Here is a 13912-nt window from a genome sequence, read left to right on the forward strand (position 1 = left end):
CGTCATCCCAGCGAAAGCTGGGATCTCCCGGTAACGGAGCGCGCCCCTGCCGCACGAGACCCCAGCTTTCGCTGGGGTGACGGACAATCAAGTCAGGGTGATGAACAAATAACCGTACGCCCGCCAGAAAAAGACGATCGTCGTCGCGATGGTCACCAGCAGCGTCCACACCCGGATCACTTGCGGCGACAGCACCAACCCCAGCTTCGCGCCGAAATGCCCGCCGACGATCCCGCCCAGCAGCATCGGCACGCACAGCGCCCACGCGACCATCCCCGTCGCGATGAAGATGATCGTCGCCGCCAGGTTCGCGACCGCCAGCATCAGTGTCCGCGGCGGCGCGAGCGTCGCCGGCGTCGCGCCCGACAGCAGCCCCCACGCGGCGGTCAGCATCAGCCCGACGCCACCCCCGAAATACCCGCCATAAATCCCCAGCAGCGCCTGCACGCCGACCAGCGACTTGGGTCCGATCTCGACCCGCGAGCGCAGCCACAACGATGCCCGCGTCCCGAACGCGATCGCCAGCGTCGCGAACAGCAGCAGCCACGGCACGATCAGATCGAACGCGCGCGCCGACGTCGCCACCAGCAACAGGCTGCCGACCAGCCCGCCGACGAAGGTGATCCCGGCCATCGTCTTCATGCTGACGCCGGAGATCCGTTGGAGCCCGTGCCGATACGCCCACGCGCTCGCCATCGCACCCGGCTGGAGCGAGACGTTGCTGGTCGCGTTGGCGATCGGCGAGGGCAGGCCCAGTCCGATCAACGTCGGCATCGTCGCGAAGCTCCCCCCGCCCGCCAGCGCGTTCATCGCGCCGCCGAGAACGCCCGCCCCGGCCGCCAGCGCGACCGCACTCGGATCAAGCAAGAGCGGTTTCGCGATCCAGCTGCGCGCGGCTCTTCTTTTCGGAAGCAGTCTTCAGCTGGCCGCACGCCGCATCGATGTCGCGACCACGCGGCGTCCGCACCGGCGCCGAAATGCCCGCCCCGAACACGATGCTGGAAAACGATTTGATCCGCTCGGGCGTCGAGCATTCGTAGGTCGCACCCGGCCACGGATTGAACGGAATGAGGTTCACCTTCGCCGGCAGCTCGTACTTCCGCAACAACCGCACGAGCTCGCGCGCATCGTCGTCGGAGTCGTTCTTGTCCTTGAGCATCACATATTCGAACGTGATCCGCCGCGCGTTGTTCGTGCCTGGATAGTCCGCACACGCCTGCAACAATTCCTCGATGCCGTATTTACGATTGAGCGGCACGAGCTCGTCGCGCACTTCCTTGGTCACCGCGTGCAGCGAAACCGCGAGATTGACGCCGATCTCGGCCCCCGCACGTGCCATCATCGGCACCACGCCGCTCGTCGACAACGTGATCCGCCGCCGGCTCAGCGCGAGGCCGGCGCCGTCCATCACCAGCTTCAACGCATCGCGGACGTTCTCGAAATTATACAGCGGTTCGCCCATCCCCATCATCACGATGTTGGTGAGCATCCGCCCCTCGGGCTGGCTCGGCCATTCGCCCAGCGAATCGCGTGCGAGCATCACCTGCCCGACGATCTCGGCGGGCGTCAGGTTTCGCACCAGCCGCATCGTGCCGGTGTGGCAGAAGGTGCAGTTGAGCGTGCACCCGACCTGGCTCGACACGCACAACGTGCCGCGATCCGCGTCGGGGATGAACACCATCTCGTAATCCTGCGCCACCCCCTTAGAATCGGGGTCCGAGCGCAGCAGCCATTTCCGCGTGCCGTCGGTCGACACCTGCGCCTCGACCACGTTGGGCCGGCTGATCACGAAGCGCTGCTCCAGCCACGGGTGCATCGTCTTCGAGATATCGGTCATCGCCGAGAACTCGGTCGCACCCCGATTGTAGATCCAGTGCCACAACTGCTTGGCGCGCAGCTTGGCCTGCTTCTCCTCGAGCTGCGACGTCTCCAGCGCCATCCGCAGATCGGCGAGCGACAGCCCGAGCAGGTCGATCCGCCCATCGCTGCGCGGCACGAAGCTGCGGGGAACGGGCACGGGGTCGATGTGCCCAGGGATAGGCATGAGGTTCGCGGCGGTCTGCATGCGCGGGCCCTTAGCCGAATTTTCGTGATTTTTCTACTGGCTGCGGGACGAGGGCGGAGTCAGCGTGATCCGGCGGGCCGCTACCCAAAAAAACTACCACCCCGGCGAAGGCCGGGGCCCAATTGGAAAGGTCGTCGTAACGGGGGCCGAGCGTCGTCACTCCCGTCCCCCAATTGGGCCCCGGCCTTCGCCGGGGTGATGCCAGTGGGTGGGGCTCGCCCGAAGTTTCAGCTACCGCTACACGCCAATACAGCAGCATCGATCGCCGTCGCCGCGCCCGACAGCGCATACACATCCGCAAACGGCCGCCCCCCGACGCCGACGGCCTCCACGCTCATACTCCGCCCCGACCGCATCGCCGCCACGATCGCCCGATCGCTCGGCGCGTCGCTCGCCCACGCATCCAGCCCGTTCGCCACCAACGCAAATCGCCGCTCGCCAACCGTCAGCGTCACCCCCGCCGACCGATCGCGCTCGCGACTGAGCCGCACATACAAGGACGCGCGCAACCCCCGCTTCGGCCACGTCGCAACGCTCGCAAACCCCGACGAACGCCCCCCCGCCATCACCGGACGCGCGATCGCGTAACACCGCGCCGGGGTCGCATCGCGAAACGCACCCCACCCTTGGTAGATGCCGATCGTGTCCCGCGCCGCCGCGGGAGCCGCAATCGCAAGCAATCCCCCCGCCAAAACCAAACGCCACAGAACTCCCCTCCCTGGAAGGGAGGGGCAGGGGGTGGGTAGGCCCGCTCGAGTCCCAACGGTTCGAACACGCGGAAGCCGACCCACCCCCAACCCCTCCCTTCCAGGGGGGGGCGCAGAAGTGCTTGAGCCCGATGAGAGACCTTCGATCCACGCGAATTTCACGCCGGAGCGAATCCTGTACCCCGATGCGGCACCGTCGCCCGCCCATTCTCGACCAGCGTAACCGACCCTTGCGGCAACCCCGGCGCGACGGGCGCCCCAAGCACAGGATCGACCGCCGCACCGGTCATCACGCCGAGCATAACCCGACTCGAAATCCCGTGCATGATCACCAGCCGGTCACTCGGATCCCCCGCGGTATCCGCCAGCCACCCACCAACGCGCACGGCAATCTCCGCATAGGTCTCGCCATCGGGCGCAGGCTTCAGCGTCCCACCCGGCAGCATCACCGGGCCGACCTCGTCGACCACATCCGCATAATACCGCCCGCCCCACGATCCCATGTCGATCTCGACCAACCGGGGATCGGTCCGCGCGTCATGCCAGTCCAGCTCGAGATGCTCGCAGATCACCGCCAACGTCTGCAACGCCCGCCCGGTCGGCGACGCCCACAACGCCAGCGCCGGCTTCGCCCCAAGCAACGCCCGCAACGCCCGCCCCAGCTCGTCCGCCTGCGCGAACCCGGCGCGCGTCAGCGGCGTATGTGCCGCGTCCCCCTGCAGGCGATGCGCGGCGTTGAACACGGTTTCGCCGTGCCGCGCGACGAAATCGCGACCCTTGCGCACGGCCGGATTTGCGGTTGATCGGGCGTCCGTTTCACCCTGCCGATGGCTTGGAATCATAGCCCGCGTTTCAACCCCCTGTGGCGCAAAAGCAACGGATTTCCGCGTTTATCTGGGGTTCATGCAACGCCCCGCGGACTGGTCCATTGGAGCCGTCCGCCCCGCGTGATGGGGCGCCAGATCAGTAAGGAGTAACCCCATGCGTACGCTTATCGCCGTCTCGCTGCTCGCCACCACGGCCGTCGCAGCACCCGCCCTCGCGCAGACCAACCCGACCTTCACCGGCCCCCGCGTCGAAGCCACGCTCGGCTACGACCACACCGGCGCCGGCAGCAGCGTGTCCAACAACAACGGGCGCGACGACCAGAAGATCGACGGACTGCTGTACGGCGGCGGCATCGGCTACGACATCGCCACCTCGAGCAACGTCGTGCTCGGCGCCGAAGCCGAACTGACCGGCTCGACCGCGAAGAGCGACCGCAACGATTACACCAGCGACTTCGGCTATGGCCGCGTCAAGCAGGGCCGCGACATCTATGTCGGCGCGCGCGCGGGCTATGTCGTCGCACCGACGACGATGCTGTACGTCAAGGGCGGCTACACCAACTCGAAGCTCAACGTCCTCGCCGGCAGCACCAGCCAGACCACCGACAATGATTTCACGCTCGGCGGCTGGCGCGTCGGTGCGGGCGCCGAGCACGCGGTCGGCCCGAACAGCTACGCCAAGCTTGAATACCGCTATTCGAACTATGAGCGCGGCAACATCGATTATGCGAACGGCGGCACCAGCGGGCGGTTCGACGTCGACACCGATCGCCACCAAGTCGTCGCAAGCTACGGTTTCCGCTTCTGATCGCTTTAACGCGACGTTTACCGTGATCAAAGAAGGGTCGGGGCGCTTGCTCCGACCCTTTGTTGTTGGGTAAGCCATTTGCGGATTGCCCCCAGCCCCGAGTCCGGCTGTGGCGGCGGGGGGAAATTTGATGAAGGCGACGATCGAACGCGCAACGCTCCTCAAGGGGCTGAGCCATGTCCAGTCCGTGGTGGAGCGGCGCAACACCATCCCCATCCTGTCGAACGTGCTGATCGAGGCGACCGCCGAGGGCACGCTCAAGCTGATGGCGACCGATCTTGATCTCCAGATCAACGAATCGATCGCAGCGGCCGTCGACCAGCCCGGCGCGACCACGGTGTCCGCGCACACGCTGTTCGACATCGCACGCAAATTGCCCGAGGGCTCGCAGGTTCAGCTCGCCGCGTCGGAAGGCCGGATGAGCATCGTCGCCGGCCGCGCGCGCTTCTCGCTCGGCACGCTGCCGCGCGACGATTTCCCGGTGATCGCCGAGGGCGAACTGCCGACCCAGTTCGAACTGCCCGCCGAGACGCTCAAGCAGATCATCGACAAGACGCGCTTCGCGATCTCGACCGAAGAGACGCGCTATTATCTCAACGGCATTTTCCTCCACGTCGCCGATGGCGACAGCTCGAACCCGGTGCTGAAGGCTGCCGCGACCGACGGCCACCGCCTCGCGCGCGTCACGCTGCCGCGTCCCGAGGGCGCCGAATCGATGCCCGACGTGATCGTGCCGCGCAAATGCATCGGTGAATTGCGGAAACTGCTCGACGAGGTCGACGGTTCGGTCGGCGTGTCGCTGTCGCCGACCAAGATCCGCTTCGACCTGGGCCAGGCGATCCTGACCTCGAAGCTGATCGACGGCACCTTCCCGGATTACAGCCGCGTGATCCCGACCGGCAACGACAAGATCCTCAAGATCGACCCGAAGAGCTTCATGGAAGGCGTCGACCGCGTCTCCACGATCGCGACGGAGAAGACGCGGGCGGTGAAGATGGCGCTGGACCGCGACAAGATTACGCTGTCGGTGACCTCGCCCGAAAACGGCACCGCGGCGGAGGAAGTCCCCGGCGATTACGTCGCGCTGCCGTTCGAGATCGGCTTCAACAGCCGCTACCTGATGGACATCCTCGCGCAGATCGACGGCGACATGGTCGAGGTCCACCTCGCCGACGCCGCCGCCCCGACGCTGATCCGCGAGAACGACAAGTCGCCCGCGCTGTACGTGCTGATGCCGATGCGCGTGTGATTCGGTCTGCCTGTCGCCTCGTGGTATAGCGGGGCGACAGGCAGGAGCCGGATCATGGACTCGATCAATATCGCCGACCTCAAGGACGAACTAGGCACGCTGATCAACCGGCTCGAAGCGGGCGAGGCCGTGCAAATCACGCGTAACGGCCAGCCCTTCGCACGCGTAACGCCTGAGTCACCGCCGTTGCCGCGTCGAAAGCCCATCGACGTCGGTGCGCTAGAGGCCCTGGCGAAGTCGCTTCCGTTCCAGGAGCAGGGTGCGGGCGACTTCGTGCGGATGACGCGAGACGGCGATCGGTATTGACCGTCTATTTCGATACGTCGTTGATCATCGCTTCGATGACGCGCGAGGCGTACAGTCCGGCTGTGTGGCAATGGCTCGGGACGCAGAGTGAGCGACGTTTATATGTCAGCGACTGGAGCGATACCGAAGTCTCCAGCGCCCTGTCTCTGAAAGTTCGCACCAAGCAGATTTCTGCGGCGAATCGTATCCAGCTTATGGAGACTTGGCGTGCATCGATCGGCACCAGCTACGAGCGACTCGGTGTTTCGCGCGGAAATTTCACGACGGCCGCACGCTTTATCGAGCGATACGAACTGGGATTGCGCGCAGCCGATGCTCTTCACCTCGCGATTGCACAGTCGCATGGCCTGACGATGGCAACGCTCGATATACGGCTCCGCCGGGCGGCGATCGAATACGGAATCGCCGTCGAAGTCGTGTAACATCTGGACTTGAACCCATCGCCGAATACGATACTAACAGCAATGTCAGTAAGGAGTCGACTCGATGGCGAAGCTTCCTCCGTTTCCCGGTACGACCGGTCGCCGCGACTGGCGCACCGCATTCGACGCGATCAGGAAACTGCTCGCGAACGGCGACGACACGACTCAGGTGTTCCGGATCATGCGTGCGCTCAACGTCGGCAATGCGCCGATGAACTACGCGCGGCTGATCGCCACCGAGCAGGGCGGGCGGATCGCCTATGACGGCGTCGAACTGGCGCAGCGTTTCTCCGACCCCGCGTTCGTCGCGAGCTTCGCCCCCGGCACGGTCGGGGCGGCGTATCGCACTTTCCTCGAGACGACCGGCTATTCCGCGGACGGGCTGGTCGAGGTCTCGCGGCTTACGCCGTCTGAGGACGATCTGGCGCATCCTTACGCATGGTTCGGCCGGCGGGTGCGCGACACGCATGACATCTGGCACGTGCTGACCGGCTACAAGGCCGACGAAAGCATGGGCGAGGCGGCGCTCGTCGCGTTCAGCTATGCGCAGGTCGGCGGGCTCGGCTGGGCGCTGATCGGCTCGGCGGCGGCGCTGAAAAGCATCCGCGTCACCGGCAGCAAGCTGTTCGCGAAGGCCGTCTGGGAGGGCTATCGCAACGGACGGAAAGCGAAATGGATTTCCGGCGAGGATTATCTGCACCTCCTCCACGAACCGCTCGACGCCGCGCGCGCCCGGCTAGGGATCGTCACGCCGGTCGCCTATCTGCGGGCACAGCGCGAACTCGGCCCCGAACTCGCCTCGTATCTCAGCATGCAAAAGGCGAAGCTCGAACCGGCGATCGTGCCCGAGCGGATCGCTGCCTGAGGCAAAGGCTGACGGCGCGCGGAAATTGTCGCTAAGGGCGGTGCGATGCTGTCGCGCCTCGTCCTCACCGATTTCCGCAATCACGCCGATCTGACGCTCCAGCCGGGGCCGGGGTTCGTGGTGTTGACCGGCGAGAATGGCGCGGGGAAGACGAATATCCTCGAAGCGGTATCGCTGCTTGCGCCCGGCCGCGGGCTGCGCCGCGCCGCGCTGGGCGAGATGGCGCGACAAGGTGGGGCAGGCGGCTTCGGCGTGGCGGCCACTCTCTTCCCCTCCCGCTTGCGGGAGGGGGCAGGGGAGGGCGCGACGTACGTACTGGCGTCCGCTCCCGAGGAAAGCGCGCCCCTCCCCCGACCCAGTTTCGGGTCAGCTGTGCCCCCGGCACAGCTTGAACAGCACGGGGTGCTGCTCCCCCGAAACTCGCAAGCGGAAGGGGAGTCAGAAGCACAGCGGAAAATTCCCGCAGTCGGCGAAGTCGACGTCGCCACCGGTACGCTAGCCTCCGCCCCGGAACGCCGCATCGTCCGCATCCAGGGCGCCACCACCACCGCCAACGCGCTGGCCGAGTGGCTCACGATCCTCTGGCTCACCCCCGCGATGGACCGCCTGTTCGTCGCCCCCGCCGGCGAGCGTCGCGGCTTCCTCGACCGCCTCACGCTAGCGCTCGCCCCCGCCCACGCCCACCACGCCGCCCGCTACGACGCCGCGATGCGCGCGCGCAATCGCCTGCTCGCCGACGAAGGCCGCCCCGACGGCGACTGGCTCTCCGCGCTCGAAGCGCAGATGGCCGAGCACGGCGCCGCGGTCGATTCCGCCCGGCGCGAAACGGTCGACCTGCTCGGCGCACGCTTGGCAGGGCAAGACGACGGCCCGTTCCCCCGCGCCGGCCTCACGCTCGAAGGCTGGGCCGGCGACACCAATCGCCTCCAAGCCGACCTCGCCCAGGGCCGCGCGCGAGACTCCGCCGCCGGCCGCACGCTTGCCGGCCCGCACCGCGTCGACCTCGCGGTAATGCATCTCGACAAGGCCCGCGCTGCCTCGCTCGCCTCGACCGGCGAACAGAAGGCGCTCCTCCTGGGCATCGTCCTGGCGCATGCCGACCTGGTAGCGGAACGCACTGGTCAGCCCCCCGTCCTTCTCCTCGACGAGGTCGCCGCCCACCTCGATCCGTCGCGCCGCGCCGCGCTGTTCGCGCGGCTCTCAGGTCGTGGGCAGGTGTGGATGACCGGTACCGAGGACGCGCTGTTCGACGCGATTGACGGGCACGCCACCCGGATCGCGGTCGGCCGCGCTACCCCCTGAAAGAAAAAGATAATTTTGACTGAACACAGGCTGTCGATCGAGGTCACTGTGCGTTCAAGCGGCCGCGGGCAGAGCCCGTCCCATCGACAATCATGGAGAGTTCACGATGTCCCATAGCTTTGCCCGCGCCGCCCTCGGCATCCTGATGGCGACCGCCACCGTCGCCCCCGCATTGGCGCAGGACCAGGCCCGCTTCGACCCGCGCACCGCGCCATGGACGCGCCCGGGCTATCGTTTGGTCGGCGCCGGCGTGCCTATGCTGTTCCCCGAACTCCGCGATACGCCACGCGGTCGTGCGTTCGTGATGCCGAACTTCGACGCCAACGGTGACGGTCGGATCAGCCCGCGCGAGGCCGACGACGCCAACCGCGAATTCGCCCGGCTGGCCGGTCCGCGTCGCGACCGGTTCGACTGGGACGCCTATGGCCGCAACCCCGATCGCTTCCGTGGGCCAGATCGTGGCCCGGGCCGTGGCCCCGGTCGCGGCGACACCGTCGTCGTCGAGACGGTAACCACTTGGGACCGCGGCGCGATGCGCAATTACGGTTTCCGCCAGACCCCGCGGGGCGCCACGCTGACGCTGCAGGAGGATGTGCTGTTCCGCACCGACAGCGCCGTGCTGCGTCCCGGCGCCATCGAGAAGCTGCGCCCGCTCGCCCGCTATCTGCGCGCCAACCCCGGCGTCCGCGTGGCGATCGACGGCTACACTGACTCGCGCGGCACCGACGCGCACAACCAGGACCTGTCCGAGCGCCGCGCCGCCAGCGTCCGCCAGGCGTTCGACGACATGGACGTGGTGCGTGCACGGTTCAGCGTCGTCGGCCACGGCGAGCGCGACCCGGTCGCAACGAATGCGACGCCCGCCGGCATGCGCCTCAACCGCCGCGTCGAGGTAACCCTGCTAGGCCAGCGCGCCGACCGCTTCTGAGAAGGGTCTCCCTCGCCCCTCCGGGGAGAGGGAAGGGGCCCGCCGCGCTTGCGGTGGGAAGGGAGAGGGGCGTGAGGCTCGGGAGTGGGCGCCAACTCCCCCTCACCCTTCCGTCGCCTACGCCTCCTCTCTCCCTCTCCCCAAAGGGAGAGGGACACACCCGACCATACGCACCACCCCGGCGAAGGCCGGGGCCCAATTGGGGGACGTCGCTAACGAAGCGCTGCTCGCCGTTGCTGCAACTTTTCCACTTGGGCCCCGGCCTTCGCCGGGGTGGTAGTTTTGCCGGGGCGATAGTGTTGTCGCGAGGGGCAAGGAGTTCACCCGAACCGCTGTCCTACACGGCCCCACCCTGTCACCCTCCTCGCATGGCGACCCAACCCTCTCGAAACCGACGCGCCCGACAAGTGAAGTGCACACCGATCGCAAAACGCTCCCAGCGTCTGCACTTCCTGCACTTCACTCCCGCGCACCCCGGCCCGCGCAGGCCATTTCGCTTCCGTTTCGGCCCCTGCGTGCCTATACGCTTGGCATGGCATCCAACCCCGAAACCAATAATCCCAACGTCCCCAACCAGGGCGATTACGGCGCGGACTCGATCAAGGTCCTCAAGGGCCTCGACGCGGTCCGCAAGCGTCCCGGCATGTATATCGGCGATACCGACGACGGCTCCGGCCTCCACCACATGGTGTTCGAGGTCAGCGACAACGCGATCGACGAAGCGCTCGCCGGGCATTGCGACCGGATCGACATCGTCCTCAACGCCGACGGATCGGTCAGCGTCACCGACAATGGCCGCGGCATCCCGACCGGCATCCACACCGAGGAAGGCGTCTCGGCGGCCGAGGTCATCATGACCCAGCTCCACGCCGGCGGTAAGTTCGAGAACACCAACGACGAGAATGCCTACAAGGTCTCGGGCGGCCTCCACGGCGTCGGCGTCTCGGTCGTCAACGCGCTCAGCGAATGGCTCGACCTGACGATCTGGCGCGACGGCAAGGAGCATTACATGCGCTTCGCGTTCGGCGACGCGGTGATGCCGCTGAAGATCGTCGGCGACGCGGCCGAGGGCCAGAAGGGTACGCGCGTCACCTTCTTCCCATCGCCCGCCACCTTCAAGATCACCGATTTCGACTTCGACAAGCTCGAACATCGCTATCGCGAGCTCGCCTTCCTCAACTCGGGCGTGCGGCTGTTCCTCTCCGACGCCCGGCACGAGGAGATGAAGACCGTCGAGCTCTATTACGAGGGCGGGATCGCCGCGTTCGTGAAGTATCTCGATCGCGCCAAGGTGCCGTTGATGCCCGAGCCGGTCGCCATCACCGGCACGCGCGACGACGTCACGATGGACGTCGCGCTGCAGTGGAATGATTCCTATTACGAAAACGTCCTCGCCTTCACGAACAACATCCCGCAGCGCGACGGCGGCACGCACATGGCCGCGTTCCGCGCCGCGCTGACCCGCACGCTCAACAACTACGCCGAGAAATCGGGCATGTTGAAGAAGGAAAAGGTCCAGCTTACCGGCGAGGACATGCGCGAGGGTCTCACCGCGATCGTCTCGGTCAAGCTGCCCGATCCGAAGTTCAGCAGCCAGACCAAGGACAAGCTCGTCTCGTCCGAGGTCCGCCAGCCACTTGAGTCGCTCATGGCCGACAAGATGGCCGAATGGCTCGAGGAAAACCCCGCTCACGGGAAGGCGATCGTCGCCAAGATCATCGACGCCGCCGCAGCGCGCGAAGCCGCCAAGCGCGCCCGCGAACTGACGCGGCGCAAGGGCGTGATGGACATCGCCTCGTTGCCCGGCAAGCTGGCCGACTGCCAGGAGCGCGATCCCGCCAAGTCCGAGCTGTTCCTGGTCGAGGGTGACTCCGCCGGCGGCTCGGCCAAGCAGGGCCGCGATCGCCATTTCCAGGCGATCCTCCCACTTCGCGGCAAGATCCTCAACACCGAGCGTGCCCGCGAGGATCGCATGCTGTCGAGCCGCGAGATTGGCACGCTCATCACCGCGATGGGCACCGGCATCCGCGACGATTTCAACGCGGACAAGCTGCGCTACCACAAGATCGTCATCATGACCGACGCAGACGTCGACGGCGCGCACATCCGCACGCTGTTGCTGACGCTGTTCTACCGTCACATGCCCAAGATCATCGAGGGCGGCTATCTCTACATCGCCCAGCCGCCGCTGTACAAAGCGACCAAGGGCCGGTCCGAGATGTACCTCAAGGACGACGCCGCGCTCGACGAATATCTGGTCGATGCGGGTGTTTCGACGATGGTGCTCGAAGGCCCGGCCGGCACGCGCACCGGCGACAAGCTCAAGGACCTGGTCGATCATGCGCGCCGGATGCGCACGCTGATGCGCTACGTCCCCAAGCGCTATGACGCCGGGATGATCGAGGCGCTGGCGCTCGGCGGCGTGTTCGATCCCGAGGCATCGGTCGCGGACCGCACCTCGCGTCTCGAAACCGTCACGCGCCGTCTGGAGCTCGACGACGGCGATGCCCGCTGGACCGCGGTGCTGACCGAAGACGGCGGCATCCACTTCCAGCGCGCGTGGCGCGGCGTCACCGATCACCACATCATCGAGGCAAGCTTCCTGGTATCGGCCGAAGCGCGCAAACTCCACGCGCTGTCGGGCGAACAGGCTGACAGCTACGCGCACACGTCGAACCTGATCCCCGCGAGCAAGGCCACCCAGGCCGACGAGCCCCAAATCGAGGCCGAGCCCGAGGCCGAAGAGGGGGCGGAACCCGAAGCCGGCGTGATCGGCTCGGCCACCGCCGTCGTCGCCACCCGCGGTTCGACGCAGGTGTCACGCCCGAGCCATCTGCTCGACGCGATCCTGACCGCCGGCCGCAAGGGGCTAGCGATCCAGCGTTACAAGGGGCTCGGCGAGATGAACGCGGAACAGCTCTGGGAAACCACGCTCGATCCGACCGTCCGCTCGATGCTCCGCGTCACCGCGGTCAACGCCGAGAGCGCGAACGAGATCTTCACCCAGCTGATGGGCGAAGTCGTCGAACCGCGCCGCGAGTTCATCCAGGACAACGCGCTCAACGTCGCCAATCTCGACGTCTGATCGCAAGCCTCAGGTCGGTCGGCGCGTGGTATCCCGCGCGCTGGCCGACCGGTGGGCGTGACGTCCGCGCCAAAATCGAATGCCGGCGATGATCAGCGCGGCGACCCCGGCCAGGACCGCCACGCCGAGCAGTTTCTGCCTGGGGAGGAACTGGTCTACCAGGTCGATCAGCCCGTCGCCGAACACGTAGCCGATCCCGGTGAACATGATCCCCCAAACCAGCGCAGAGATCGCGTTGAGCAGCATGAAGGTCCGCGCGGGGACGTGCGACGTACCGATCGCGATCGGACTGATCGTCCGCAGTCCGTAGAGAAAGCGGAAGCCGAGGATGAAGATCGTCGGATGCCGCTCCAGCGTATCGAGCGCCTTGGCGAAAGCGGGCTTTTCGGCGATCCGGCGGACCCGCTTGGTATCGCGGTAATGCCGGCCGACGAAGAAGAAGAGCTGATCGGCGAACAGCGATCCGGTCACCGCCGCCACTGCGGTGCCGACCAGCGGCAGGAGGTGTTGATGCGCGAGCAGTCCGCCGGTGACGACGCTGGTTTCGCCCTCGAATGCTGCGCCGAGGAAGATCGCGGCCAGGCCGTATTGCGCAATGAACGTTTCGATCGACATGGCGTCGTTCATGCCGCAGCGCGATACGTTACGCCAGTATGCGAGAGACTTACGCGGTAATAGCCGCGTCGAGAAAGTCTGCGAGCGCGCTCCAGTGCGGCTGTTTGGCGGCGATCCCGATCGTGTGAAGCGGGCTGCTCGACGGCAGCGGGAGGAGCGCCGCGCGATCGAAATCGCGGCCCAACAGCGCCTTGCCTTGTTTCCATGCGGTACCGCCATTGAACGCGATCGCGCGGAGCCGGGGCAGGGTGGCGATGAGACCAACGATGTCGTTGCCCTGGACATCGACGATCGCGGCGTCGGTACTACCGACGCGCCGCGCCGATCCGATCACGTCCCACAGCGCGACGCCGGCCTCGCGCAACGCGGCGAGGCGATCGTCATAGTCGAGCATGACGAGGTCACGTCCGGCGACCGGCGACATGAGCTGCCAGAACTGATTTTGCGGATGTGCGTAATAGCGCTGTGCCGCGAGCGAGCGATCCCCCGGCAGGCTGCCGAGCACGAGGAGTCGCGCATCGGGGGCGGCGATCGGCGGGAAAGAATGCTTCAGGGGCATGGTAGGTCTCTAACGCAACCTCCGAAATACGCCGATCACGAAACGGCGTGCTCCACCACTTCATCACCCCGGCGACGGCCGGGGCCCAATTGGAAAGGTGGAGGTAACGGAGCGGAACGCCTGGTTGGCGACCTCCCCCAATTGGGCCCCGGCCTCCGCCGGGGTGGAGCTCAG

The 13912-nt window shown here is 66.6% G+C and carries 14 protein-coding genes; 8 read left to right on the plus strand and 6 right to left on the minus strand.

Translation table 11 applies throughout. The features are described from left to right. Window positions 1-87 precede the first annotated feature (87 nt). The 4 genes from ACLBWL_RS02960 to ACLBWL_RS02975 form a co-directional block, all read right to left on the minus strand. Window positions 88-867, minus strand: coding sequence for a sulfite exporter TauE/SafE family protein (locus ACLBWL_RS02960; protein ID WP_447790085.1), 780 nt, complete (start codon window positions 865-867; stop codon window positions 88-90). Then, the gene (gene rlmN, locus ACLBWL_RS02965) at window positions 860-2065 is read right to left on the minus strand and encodes a 23S rRNA (adenine(2503)-C(2))-methyltransferase RlmN (RefSeq protein WP_447790087.1); all 1206 of its coding nucleotides are present in this window, start codon (window positions 2063-2065) and stop codon (window positions 860-862) included. The genes ACLBWL_RS02960 and rlmN overlap by 8 nt, the downstream gene beginning before the upstream one ends. 227 nt (window positions 2066-2292) lie before the next feature. Beyond that, window positions 2293-2745: an invasion associated locus B family protein gene (locus tag ACLBWL_RS02970; RefSeq protein WP_447790089.1), complete on the minus strand. Its 453-nt coding sequence runs from the start codon at window positions 2743-2745 to the stop codon at window positions 2293-2295. Between the two features lie 185 nt (window positions 2746-2930). Beyond that, window positions 2931-3614 (minus strand): histidine phosphatase family protein, encoded by a 684-nt coding sequence (locus tag ACLBWL_RS02975; protein WP_447790091.1) that lies wholly within the window; start codon window positions 3612-3614, stop codon window positions 2931-2933. A gap of 139 nt (window positions 3615-3753) precedes the next feature. Here ACLBWL_RS02975 and ACLBWL_RS02980 point away from each other — a divergent pair, with 139 nt between their 5' ends. The 8 genes from ACLBWL_RS02980 (at window position 3754) to gyrB (ending at window position 12564) form a co-directional block, all read left to right on the plus strand. After that, entirely contained in the window at window positions 3754-4407 is a 654-nt protein-coding gene (locus ACLBWL_RS02980) for an outer membrane protein (RefSeq protein WP_447790093.1), read from the plus strand. A gap of 130 nt (window positions 4408-4537) precedes the next feature. Further along, on the plus strand, window positions 4538-5656 hold the full coding sequence (gene dnaN, locus ACLBWL_RS02985; protein WP_056017955.1) for a DNA polymerase III subunit beta: 1119 nt from the start codon (window positions 4538-4540) through the stop codon (window positions 5654-5656). A gap of 54 nt (window positions 5657-5710) precedes the next feature. Beyond that, window positions 5711-5962 (plus strand): type II toxin-antitoxin system Phd/YefM family antitoxin, encoded by a 252-nt coding sequence (locus ACLBWL_RS02990; RefSeq protein WP_447790096.1) that lies wholly within the window; start codon window positions 5711-5713, stop codon window positions 5960-5962. Then, window positions 5959-6384 carry a type II toxin-antitoxin system VapC family toxin gene (locus tag ACLBWL_RS02995; protein WP_447790098.1) on the plus strand — a complete coding sequence of 142 codons (426 nt, stop codon included), beginning with the start codon at window positions 5959-5961 and terminating at the stop codon, window positions 6382-6384. Before ACLBWL_RS02990 ends, ACLBWL_RS02995 begins: the two co-directional genes overlap by 4 nt. A gap of 64 nt (window positions 6385-6448) precedes the next feature. Further along, window positions 6449-7249, plus strand: a complete 801-nt coding sequence (locus ACLBWL_RS03000; RefSeq protein WP_447790100.1) for a Coq4 family protein — start codon at window positions 6449-6451, stop codon at window positions 7247-7249. A gap of 45 nt (window positions 7250-7294) precedes the next feature. Further along, window positions 7295-8551, plus strand: coding sequence for a DNA replication/repair protein RecF (locus ACLBWL_RS03005; protein ID WP_447790102.1), 1257 nt, complete (start codon window positions 7295-7297; stop codon window positions 8549-8551). 106 nt (window positions 8552-8657) lie between these two features. After that, entirely contained in the window at window positions 8658-9479 is an 822-nt protein-coding gene (locus ACLBWL_RS03010) for an OmpA family protein (RefSeq protein WP_447790104.1), read from the plus strand. A gap of 532 nt (window positions 9480-10011) precedes the next feature. Continuing rightward, complete coding sequence (gene gyrB, locus ACLBWL_RS03015; protein ID WP_447790106.1) at window positions 10012-12564, plus strand: DNA topoisomerase (ATP-hydrolyzing) subunit B; 2553 nt, start codon at window positions 10012-10014, stop codon at window positions 12562-12564. A 9-nt stretch (window positions 12565-12573) separates the two neighbouring features. Here the strand turns inward: gyrB and ACLBWL_RS03020 are convergent, their stop codons facing one another. Together ACLBWL_RS03020 and ACLBWL_RS03025 are read right to left on the minus strand one after the other, a co-directional pair. Further along, window positions 12574-13191 carry a DedA family protein gene (locus ACLBWL_RS03020; RefSeq protein WP_447790108.1) on the minus strand — a complete coding sequence of 206 codons (618 nt, stop codon included), beginning with the start codon at window positions 13189-13191 and terminating at the stop codon, window positions 12574-12576. A 37-nt stretch (window positions 13192-13228) separates the two neighbouring features. Beyond that, a complete protein-coding gene (locus tag ACLBWL_RS03025) occupies window positions 13229-13738 on the minus strand; it encodes a DNA-deoxyinosine glycosylase (protein ID WP_447790110.1) in 510 nt (169 codons plus the stop codon). Between the last annotated feature and the right edge of the window lie 174 nt (window positions 13739-13912).

The organism is Sphingomonas sp. M1A8_2b (assembly GCF_053345535.1).

Excerpts from the sequence above, each read along its gene's own strand:
- rlmN (WP_447790087.1), bottom strand. The coding sequence starts at position 2,065 with ATGCAGACCGCCGCGAACCTCATGCCTATCCCTGGGCACATCGACCCC.
- ACLBWL_RS02975 (WP_447790091.1), bottom strand. The coding sequence starts at position 3,614 with ATGATTCCAAGCCATCGGCAGGGTGAAACGGACGCCCGATCAACCGCA.
- ACLBWL_RS02980 (WP_447790093.1), top strand. The coding sequence starts at position 3,754 with ATGCGTACGCTTATCGCCGTCTCGCTGCTCGCCACCACGGCCGTCGCA.
- dnaN (WP_056017955.1), top strand. The coding sequence starts at position 4,538 with ATGAAGGCGACGATCGAACGCGCAACGCTCCTCAAGGGGCTGAGCCAT.
- ACLBWL_RS02990 (WP_447790096.1), top strand. The coding sequence starts at position 5,711 with ATGGACTCGATCAATATCGCCGACCTCAAGGACGAACTAGGCACGCTG.
- ACLBWL_RS03000 (WP_447790100.1), top strand. The coding sequence starts at position 6,449 with ATGGCGAAGCTTCCTCCGTTTCCCGGTACGACCGGTCGCCGCGACTGG.
- ACLBWL_RS03005 (WP_447790102.1), top strand. The coding sequence starts at position 7,295 with ATGCTGTCGCGCCTCGTCCTCACCGATTTCCGCAATCACGCCGATCTG.
- ACLBWL_RS03010 (WP_447790104.1), top strand. The coding sequence starts at position 8,658 with ATGTCCCATAGCTTTGCCCGCGCCGCCCTCGGCATCCTGATGGCGACC.
- gyrB (WP_447790106.1), top strand. The coding sequence starts at position 10,012 with ATGGCATCCAACCCCGAAACCAATAATCCCAACGTCCCCAACCAGGGC.
- ACLBWL_RS03020 (WP_447790108.1), bottom strand. The coding sequence starts at position 13,191 with ATGAACGACGCCATGTCGATCGAAACGTTCATTGCGCAATACGGCCTG.
- ACLBWL_RS03025 (WP_447790110.1), bottom strand. The coding sequence starts at position 13,738 with ATGCCCCTGAAGCATTCTTTCCCGCCGATCGCCGCCCCCGATGCGCGA.